At 50.8% G+C, this 8824-nt stretch carries 10 protein-coding genes and 1 tRNA gene; 6 read left to right on the top strand and 5 right to left on the bottom strand.

Annotated features, from left to right (window positions below; translation table 11 throughout):
- A partial coding sequence (locus RR877_RS09025; protein ID WP_332627969.1) for a hypothetical protein occupies nt 1-181 on the top strand: 181 nt, incomplete at its 5' end.
- Nucleotides 178-573, top strand: coding sequence for a hypothetical protein (locus RR877_RS09020; RefSeq protein ID WP_332627967.1), 396 nt, complete (start codon nt 178-180; stop codon nt 571-573). The genes RR877_RS09025 and RR877_RS09020, both read left to right, overlap by 4 nt.
- A gap of 48 nt (nt 574-621) precedes the next feature.
- On the opposite strand, the gene RR877_RS09015 is transcribed toward RR877_RS09020, so the two are convergent.
- Nucleotides 622-837, bottom strand: coding sequence for a hypothetical protein (locus RR877_RS09015; protein WP_332627965.1), 216 nt, complete (start codon nt 835-837; stop codon nt 622-624).
- A 1521-nt stretch (nt 838-2358) separates the two neighbouring features.
- Here RR877_RS09015 and RR877_RS09010 point away from each other — a divergent pair.
- Nucleotides 2359-3171 carry a DUF2971 domain-containing protein gene (locus tag RR877_RS09010; RefSeq protein ID WP_332627963.1) on the top strand — a complete coding sequence of 271 codons (813 nt, stop codon included), beginning with the start codon at nt 2359-2361 and terminating at the stop codon, nt 3169-3171.
- 284 nt (nt 3172-3455) lie between these two features.
- Here the strand turns inward: RR877_RS09010 and RR877_RS09005 are convergent, their stop codons facing one another.
- Together RR877_RS09005 and RR877_RS09000 are read right to left on the bottom strand one after the other, a co-directional pair.
- Nucleotides 3456-4082, bottom strand: a complete 627-nt coding sequence (locus RR877_RS09005) for a recombinase family protein (protein WP_332627962.1) — start codon at nt 4080-4082, stop codon at nt 3456-3458.
- Between the two features lie 525 nt (nt 4083-4607).
- The gene (locus RR877_RS09000; protein WP_332627961.1) at nt 4608-4883 is read right to left on the bottom strand and encodes a helix-turn-helix transcriptional regulator; all 276 of its coding nucleotides are present in this window, start codon (nt 4881-4883) and stop codon (nt 4608-4610) included.
- Nucleotides 4884-4987: 104 nt separating this feature from the next.
- Between RR877_RS09000 and RR877_RS08995 the strand changes: the two genes are divergently transcribed.
- A complete protein-coding gene (locus RR877_RS08995) occupies nt 4988-5308 on the top strand; it encodes a hypothetical protein (RefSeq protein ID WP_332627960.1) in 321 nt (106 codons plus the stop codon).
- 56 nt (nt 5309-5364) lie between these two features.
- Nucleotides 5365-5673 (top strand): hypothetical protein, encoded by a 309-nt coding sequence (locus RR877_RS08990; RefSeq protein ID WP_115148474.1) that lies wholly within the window; start codon nt 5365-5367, stop codon nt 5671-5673.
- 495 nt (nt 5674-6168) lie between these two features.
- Here the strand turns inward: RR877_RS08990 and RR877_RS08985 are convergent, their stop codons facing one another.
- Nucleotides 6169-7134, bottom strand: coding sequence for a hypothetical protein (locus RR877_RS08985; RefSeq protein WP_332627957.1), 966 nt, complete (start codon nt 7132-7134; stop codon nt 6169-6171).
- A 408-nt stretch (nt 7135-7542) separates the two neighbouring features.
- Nucleotides 7543-8499 carry a site-specific integrase gene (locus tag RR877_RS08980; protein WP_332627955.1) on the bottom strand — a complete coding sequence of 319 codons (957 nt, stop codon included), beginning with the start codon at nt 8497-8499 and terminating at the stop codon, nt 7543-7545.
- 50 nt (nt 8500-8549) lie between these two features.
- Between RR877_RS08980 and RR877_RS08975 the strand changes: the two genes are divergently transcribed.
- A tRNA-Val gene (locus RR877_RS08975) sits at nt 8550-8620 on the top strand.
- Nucleotides 8621-8824 lie beyond the last annotated feature (204 nt).

Here is an 8824-nt window from a genome sequence, read left to right as displayed (position 1 = left end):
CCAAACAAAATCCGCTCTGCTGGGCGGTCTAGAAGGGCTCACCGAAAGGTGGGCCCTTTTTTGTTGTCTGGGATTTCTTCAGAACGTTCACAAAATATCGGGTTCGTTCACACTGGGCAATGTGAACGCCAAAAACCTCCTTTCTTCGATGCGTAACAACACACCAAGAGAATCGCAATGAGAGCATGGACAGCGGATGCACTGCTGGCTCTGGCAGGGGCAACAAATGTATGGGCGGCGGAAGACTTCCGTTGCACGATTGAAAGCACCGTCGCCGCTAAGGAAAAGCCGATAAACAGAATTTTCATCGGCAAGCAGTTCACCGTAGAAAGGCGGACTGGATTGATGGCGGGCGCCCTGAAGAACTCTTACGTCACCGATCCACAAGTCATTGACTATGGATCGACTGAGAACAGCTACAAGGCTGTAGCAACCATACGGAAAGATCAGGGGGCTGGAGTTGGTTCAAGCATCTATGCACTGACGATCAATGAGTACGATAAGGGCGACAGAAAGCCATTCATCTTCCTGCAAAACGACGAAGCGTTTCTCGGTTGGTGCGAACATTTATGATTTGATTTGGATCGCAACGCGTGCCGATCCCGTCTCTTTTGCTATGGGTTACTGATGATTTTGACGAAGCTTTTCTATAGCAGTGGTGATGGCGTCTGCGTTCACGTCTAGTCGCTCCAGTGCGGTGGTGATGTTGTCGTGCGTATCCACAGAGCCGCGAGCCTCGATCCACAACGCCACTTCCTCAAGACCGGCAGCAATAGCATGTTGGTTGAGCAGAAGCAGTTCCAGTGCGTCGGCTATCGTGTCGTTACTGATAGTCATTGGGGTCATCCTTGGTTGAGTGGAAGAGGATCGTAGCTTGGTTCAAAGCCGATTGTGGGGGGATGGAAGCGAATTTCGATACTGATTTCCAGCCCCAGCGAAAATCGGGATAGCACTTCTAACGAGCAAAGCGTACTGCACGTTCCGCACGTTCCGCACGAACCTGAACGAGCCTAGCCTCCAATGACGGAGACCTGCTCTTGATACTCTCGTTATAGATGTAGTCGGTATCGCACCAAAACAGCTCAATTGCCTCAACGAAGGTTGTCAGTAGTTCACGGGGAATTTGCATCGACTGGACGGATGGTGGCACGGATGGGTCATCCCATTCTGATAGACCGTAGAGGGGCCAGAGGTCAGGGTGAGCCTTCCATAACCGCCGACTAGACAGCCCATCCCCATGGCGGCAAACATTGCCTACCATCTGGAGTAAGTCGAGTGTTTGATAGGACTCAAATGACGGCAAATCGATACCACGAAGGCGTTCAAACACTGCATTCAATTCATCACCCCATAGCACACTATGAACGGTGTCAGCACCTCGCCGCTTTGATACCGGAAACGGATCAATCTTAAGTTCTTTCAGGCACCCCGACAGATAGTTGCGAATTTGCTGTTCCCATAGCGACTGTATTGAAAGGCAGAATGCCATTCGCGTTTTGCCAACTAGTTCGGTCAAATCAAAAATCATCAGGTGAGATACAATCGCGCCAGTGTCCTTCCACCTCTGTATCTCATTATCGAGCGTATCAAGTGATGGGTTAACAACGAGCGTCAGAAAGTCTCTCGCTATGTCGCCATACCGGGATGACTAGACATCTGCAATGCAGTTTTTCCATGTAAATATCTCTGTCATCTGCTGTCCCGAAGAAAGGTGGGGGATGGATATGGTAGGTGATGATGCGGATGCCCACTAGCCGAAAGCGCAACAGCGGACATGATGCCGCTCTGTGTCAAATGGCCGACCACAAGCCCTGAGGGAGATAGATGGGATGAGGAAGCGTTTTGAGCGTTGGTCTTTTGCCTTGCTGCTGCTGGCAGCAGGCTGCTGCGTTGTTGCGACTGGATACCACCTCGTAACGGATGGCACGAGTGCGGCCAAATTTCTCGCTTCGTCGGGTCTTTTGGCAACGGTGGCGGGTCTGTTTCAGCTCGACATTAGTGGTCTATTTGAGAGGGTTATGGAGACGTATGGTGACTCCGAGAAGTACCCGTTTGGGCCTCCCTCGCACGTAACGCGGGAAATCATTGATAACCCCGATAGGCCAGTGCGGACGTGGCTTCGTAACCGTTGCTTTTTCGATGCAAGGACAGGCTTCTGGATTATCGTGATTGGCACATTGGTACAAGTGATCGCCGTATGGGTTTAGAACTGCACAACTCCTCAACAAGAGGCGCTACCCTTCCTCTGTGCTGGTGACAGCCTGCCATGAGGGCTGAACATCCACGACTCACAAAGACTGCTATGCGGCAGGCCATTGAGCCTCATAGGAACGCAAAAGCAAGCTACGGGACGACAGCATGATCATGAACGTGACGGACTCCAACAAGTACCTCTATCACTACACTGATGCAGGCACCGCGATTGATTGGATTCTCAAAGACAGGACTCTGAAGCTCGGCCCTTACACTGGAACGAACGATCCAAAGGAAAGAAAGGGCTGGCTCTTCGACTTTGGCACCAACGAAGGCAGAGACCTCGGGAAATACGACCGAAACGAGTACTCAAGCTGGCTGTCTGGTGAGTTCAAGAATAAAACTCTGGTGACGTGCCTGACTCGGGATACAGGTCCGCTTACCGGAAATCACATGTTCGACATTTTCAAAAGAGGCTTTTGCAAGCCGAGGATGTGGGCACAGTACGGCGACAAGCATCGAGGTGTGTGCTTGGTGTTTGATCGAGAGCGATTACAACAACGAATTGACGCGCAAGTAGCTCCTCGATTCCCTGTTCTTTCTGGGCCAGTCGAGTACGTAGATCGGGGGATTGCACGCGATCTTTTTGAGGATCAGCAGTACCTGATCAACGTTGATGTACTCGAAACGGAAGGGAAGGAGGAGTATCTGCTTCTACATTTGCACAAGCACTATCAACGTCTGTTCTTCGAGAAAATGACCGACTGGAAAGACGAAAACGAATGGCGCTGGGTGACTTTCTCGGAGTCCGCTGAGCCGCTCTATGTGCGTTTTGGAAATGCACTGGTGGGACTTGTTTTTGGCGATGAGACAACTCAAGAGCATCGGGAGCAGATACTCGCTCTGAATCACAACAGGGGTGTACATCACGAAGGGTTGAGATGGAAAAACTGCTCCCCGTGGTTTGACTGGAAGTAGAGGCTACGGGGTGGAGGGAACGCTTGAACTGGGGGGGCGCTGGCTGACCGCCTCGATCGGCGTTCATGTAGATGTCATTCCATGCAGGGAGCCCAGCCCCCGCCAAAATTTCAGGTGCACTTCGATATCTGTTCGGTTTTCTGGCTTGAAAAATAATCTGGCGGTTTTGCCCGAGGTGCTAAACCAAGTGCGAGGGGCCAAATGAAAAACCGAAGCTTTTCTAAAATAAGTTGGGGTGCGTTGTCTTGTAGCTCTCAATCAGAGTGTCAGGGGCAGCGTGATCATCAGGAAGCCTTCGTTTCCCGCTTGATCCTGTACACCGTGGCGACACCACAACCAGCAAGCGTTGCGACCTCATCAGCGGACATAGTTGGGTGTTTCCGCATCACGTCCTGTACCTTCTCCCACTTGGCAGCGTTCCTGCCTTTGCCTGCTGGCTTCCATTCAGGGTCAGCAAGACGCTTGTTCTCCAAACCCTGCTTGATACGCTCCACACGCTTTTCTTGATCCAGTCGTGCCATGGTTGCCATGAGATCAATCAGCATGTTGTTGATCACATCCATGATTTGCCCAGTGATTCCCTTCGCTTCAACCAGCATGTGACTGGTAGGCAAATCAGCTACAACCAGACGCAGCCCCTTGGCCTTGATGGCAGCCTTGAGAGTGTCCCAGTCAGCTTGTGAGAGGCGACTCAAGCGGTCTACGGACTCAACCAATAGTACGTCTCCACTCTCGGCAGTATCGAGCAAGGTGAGCAGCTCAGGGCGGTTCAGTTTGGTGCCACTGATGTTCTCGGCATACACGCCAACGATGCTCAATCCCTTCTCGACAGCGAACAGCTCCAGAGCCACTTTTGCACGATTGGCGTCTTGATCTTTGGTCGATGCACGGAGGTAAAGGTGGGCATTCATCGCTTGCTATCCTTTGTCATTCGCTTTGATAGGTAAATGATAAATGAATCAAATGGCTTTGTAAAATAGTCTATTGATAGTGATTTTTTAACTGCTATCGCACTGCCAGATAGGTCTACTGCTTTGATAGCGATTATCGAAGAATCAGACTTTTCTGATTGCAGGGTGGTGTCCAAAGGCTATATTCGGAATGCCACGCTAGGATGGCGAATACAAGCAGGAAATTTTATGGCGTTATACAAGCATGACTCTTCAATCGCACGCTCCAGCCATCAAGCCTTCGACGAGGTGCATTCTCCGGGTACAGCAGCACCTCATCCCGGAATCTACAAGTGCACAGGTTGCGGAGATGAAATCGCAATTGCTGGCGGGCACACCCTGCCACCTCAGAACCATCGGCAACACAACACTGCGGCTAAAATTGCTTGGCAGTTGCAGGTGTTCGCAGTTCAGCAGAAGTAGAGACTGTAGTTAATCGACCCTGCGGATTTGTGGTGCTGATCGCATCTCCGCAAGGTCACTTTTCTAGGCAGGGTCATGGGCGGCAGATGAACCCTCCGCCAGCAGCGACAGCTCAAATTCCTCTACCAGTTCTGCAAGACCAATTCCCAGGACTTTGCACAAATCTCGAAGCTGCACGATATCCAATCGACGTGTCCCGCTTTCTACGTCACTCATGAAGGACTGTGGACGCCCCAGAGCCTTTGAACACTGTACTTGAGTCAGACCAGCCGCCTTCCTGTGTTTCTTCAGTAGGATCAGCAGGACTGCGTGTTCGGGTTTGTAGATCGTCTTAGGCATGGCTGGACAACTGCGAGATGAGCAGCCTCCAACCTATATCTGGTTTTCAGATATCTGAATTTGGGATATTGTTTCCTCCACCTGCCATACCAAAGGAACGCTTGATGAACACCGTTACTCGCTTGCTCTGCTTGTTGCCCCTGATCGCATCTGCTACTGCTATGGCTGACACCTACCCAAAGCGAACACTGGCTGCTGGTTCAATGGTTTGCTTCAAAGCCGGGGACTGGACGAAGCTGGTAGAGGCGTCGCTTGATCAGGACGAAGATGAGGCTGAACGCTTGGTCGGATCGGGGAAGTGCCGAACGATTTCAACTGCTACCAAGGTCAATTTTATCGAAGGGCCTAAGAATGGTGACAAGTCCGCCCTGATACAGCTTCCCAGCGGTAAAACCGCCATGACGGCGAATGGTTGGCTGCGTTGATTCATTATCAAATGAGCCATTGGGCACACCAACCTCAGACCGAGTAAGGGCAGGATATGAACGAAAAACTGTTTGTTCTCACCACCCAGAAGAAGAAAACCAATCATATCCTGCACATCATCATGACCGTTCTAACCGGAGGTCTATGGTTGATAGTGTGGGGCATCACCATGCGGAGCAATGACGCACACAACAAAAAGCTGGACAAACAAATCAATCAGATCGTGCACTACAAGACGCAAGGCTTGAGTGATACCGACACCTACAAACAAATACAGAATGATCAATTGAACTCTGATGTGTTTCAAGGTCGAGTGATCTTTGTGATTCTGGTGGTGATATTTCTGTACTTCTACCTTCGATAGTTGTTGCACAAGTACAGCGGAGCTTTGAGCAGATACCTTCCCAGCTCCGCTGAAGTGTGTTCGCACCAAAGTCTTTGCACCGAAAACGTCAGTTTTCAAGTGTACTCAGCTCCGGCGTGACCGCCGACATTCCTTCGGATGTACTTCAGTAACAAACAAAAAACACACAAATCCAGCTCTTCGCTTGTGATCTTGCTCTTGTTTGTTGGTGCAGAAATGAATGCGTCCGCATTCGGTAGTATTCCGTCAGCGGACGCTGGCAGTTGTTGCACGTTACCTTCGGTGTAGCAGATCAAAAGCAAAGAGCTTTGATGTGTGTTGATATCATTTTATTAATTGGAGTGCTGATCTAGAATCGGGACGATACGACTTTTGTCCATGAAGCATGGGTATCCCACTCAGACGTTACCGTCTGGAGTAATACTTGGGTGGAGGGCGAAGCACCCACCCACCCATTGTATATATATGGTGGGCGTGAGTGGGTGATCCTTCCTGTCAGTATCCTGCTGCTGAAATGGCGAGCTCAACTTCTGGATAACGATCAGGGTGCAACCAGCCTTGTCCTTCGCAGTAGTCCAAAAACGCATCATGCCGTTTAGGCTCGGGGTGATGGAACTTGATCACTGAAACGCTAACACCGGGAGCATCTGGAGTTCCTGCAAGCTCGTTGACCTGATCCAGCGTGCGCTCCTGTAGCCGCACAATAGGCTCATCAGACACCCCTTTGACTGCCAGCTTGAGGATGTGCCGACGTGCTGCAAACTTTTGCTTATTCCTGGCCAGTGCAAGATCAACTCCTTCTTCGACATTCTGTATTCCAGATGCCTGCATGAATTCATCTACAGCCTCTTGAATGGCATTTTGTACATTCAAAACACATTGCGTGATTACAGTGTTCGACTTGACTGGCTCGCTTGTATTGATCCAGTCCATAACGAAGATGGCCGACTGTCCTTCTGCTGTAGCACGTTCACGAATCCGTTCTCTCACTCGCTTGAGATGGTCAGCGGTATAACGCCCCTTGTATTTACCTTTTTCAGTATCCCAGTCAACACCGTAGCATTCGTTCATCGTGGATCGAAACTCGTAGTCCTTGATTCCAGTGCGACGAATCGCCATCGGATAACACAGGGCTACTGCACGCTCGAACGGGGATGTTGGGAGCTTTTCGACTACAGGCACGCCCTTGATGGCTCGGCGAACGTAATGCTCGGTTTCACCTGTTGCTTCAATTATCTTGCGGCGAGACATGCCCGTTCTATGGAGTGCGAGAACTTTCTCTTTGCGAGGATCAAGAAGTGCTGGCGCCGTGGAGGGGGCATCATCATTTGCGGCGTGGGCGGTGGAAACCAAATTTAAAACGAAGGGGTGCGACATGGATTTTTCTCCTGTGGTTAGTTCATTGCGATAGGTAAATCCTTCGGCGTAGTCGCCGGGCTGGGTTTGGTTAATGACGGCCACAAAAAAGCCCCAATCTAAAACACTGTTGTAAAAGTGTTCGAGTGAGGCTCTTCGAGGTGTCGGCCTGTCATTCGAGACAGGCGAAGAATAGTACACAATCCGCCATCCCCTGTCAATCTAAAAAGTTGACACGGCGTGAACTAGTTGATCTAGGAGATGGGTCTTGCACTATCAGTCTCAATCGATTTCTCGCCCATCGGTGTGCGAATCTGTAGAAACTGATTTCCGAAGCGCAATACGCCCTTTGCTTGGTTCGGGGCTCGTCAAGTCCCGTAAACACTGGATCAAACTGACATTGGGATTGAAGCGTGGCGAAAGTAGGGAGCCTTTTAACAGAGTTTTGTAAGGTTTTAACGGGGTTTTCAAGGCAGCCAATCCCGAGTGCATCATGGCTGCCCGTTTGCTCGATCAGTCGATCAGGTGCAACACGTCCCTGACATTCAGGTGTGAGTATCTGGCTACAGATCGAGTATCTCTGTGACCCGAGACGATCATGATCTGTGCGTTGTTGAACCCTTTCTTCGCTACGTTGGTGATTCGGGTGTGCCTGAGTTGGTGTAGTCTGACGCTGCTATCGAGTCCAGCCTTCACACGCGCTAGTCGCACAGCTTGCGACACGGCATGTGGGGTTACGGTGAAGATCATGCCATGTGGGTGGCGTTCCAAGGTGGCCATCAGCTGGGCAAGTTCAAGAATCTCAACGGCACGGCGGGTGAGGGGAACTGATCGTGTACCATTCTTCCCGTCGATCACGTCGGCAATTCGTTCCTTGAGGTGCAGGCAGTCTTTCGTTAATTTCAGAATTTCAGACCTCCTCATGGCAGTCTCGTATGCCAGTTCGACAATCAGCTTCATAGCTGGTGAGAGTTTTGCGAGAAGTCGCTCAAGCTCGCTCGCACGAATGACTTTGTCAGATGACCTGTCTGGCTTTGGGAGTGCGATATCGCTCACTGGGTTGTGGATGTCGATCAGGAGCCCGCGTTTGGCAAACCTGTAGAAGCGGGACATAAATGAGAGCTGCGTCCTGCATGTTGACGGCTTCACCTTCTTCAATCGCATGATTTTGAAGTCGTTGATCATCTGTGGAGTGATTTCGTGAATTGGCTGCGTGAAATGCCTGCCCAGATGCTCCACGATTTTCAGTGCATGCTCGTAGCTGCCTTTCCCTTTGAGCATGGTTTCGCAATAAATCATGCCCAGCGTATATATAGTGTGATGCTTGCGCTCCATCGTCACGGCTTCGAGCTGGTTCGCCCATGACGTTGCTTCAGCTTTGGTGCTGAAGGTTTTTGATTGGGGAGGTTTGCCCTTTATCCGTACCTGAGCATTCCAGTTGCCAGACGGAAGTGAGCGGAAAGTGGCCATTTTGACGCCTCATGATGTGAATGGGCGTTCTGTGAAACCCTTGAGCACCAAGGCTTGCAGCTTGCTCAAGCAGACCTTGACATGGTGGGGGTCGTTGGTTCGAGTCCAATCGCGCCTACCAAACAAAATCCGCTCTGCTGGGCGGTCTAGAGGGGTCATCGGAAACGGTGACCCCTTTTTGCTTTCTGCGATTTGCAAAACTTTTGCAAAACTTTTGCAAAACCCCCACCTCAGAACGCCAGTTCGGCGCTCACTTCAACATAGTCGATCGTCTTGTCGCCGTGTCCCTCCTGATAGTGCTTCGTCATCTTCTCGTCCGCGTGGC

Origin of the sequence: Aurantimicrobium sp., assembly GCF_036667855.1 — a bacterium.
In the GTDB taxonomy this organism is placed as follows: Bacteria; Actinomycetota; Actinomycetes; order Actinomycetales; family Microbacteriaceae; genus Aurantimicrobium.
This window is presented reverse-complemented; position numbering and strand designations above follow the sequence as displayed.

Bases quoted from the DNA above. Each gene is read 5' to 3' on its own strand.
- RR877_RS09005 (WP_332627962.1), bottom strand. From the start codon at position 4,082: ATGAATGCCCACCTTTACCTCCGTGCATCGACCAAAGATCAAGACGCC.
- RR877_RS08980 (WP_332627955.1), bottom strand. From the start codon at position 8,499: ATGGCCACTTTCCGCTCACTTCCGTCTGGCAACTGGAATGCTCAGGTA.
- RR877_RS08990 (WP_115148474.1), top strand. From the start codon at position 5,365: ATGAACGAAAAACTGTTTGTTCTCACCACCCAGAAGAAGAAAACCAAT.
- RR877_RS09015 (WP_332627965.1), bottom strand. From the start codon at position 837: ATGACTATCAGTAACGACACGATAGCCGACGCACTGGAACTGCTTCTG.
- RR877_RS09020 (WP_332627967.1), top strand. From the start codon at position 178: ATGAGAGCATGGACAGCGGATGCACTGCTGGCTCTGGCAGGGGCAACA.
- RR877_RS09010 (WP_332627963.1), top strand. From the start codon at position 2,359: ATGATCATGAACGTGACGGACTCCAACAAGTACCTCTATCACTACACT.
- RR877_RS09000 (WP_332627961.1), bottom strand. From the start codon at position 4,883: ATGCCTAAGACGATCTACAAACCCGAACACGCAGTCCTGCTGATCCTA.
- RR877_RS08995 (WP_332627960.1), top strand. From the start codon at position 4,988: ATGAACACCGTTACTCGCTTGCTCTGCTTGTTGCCCCTGATCGCATCT.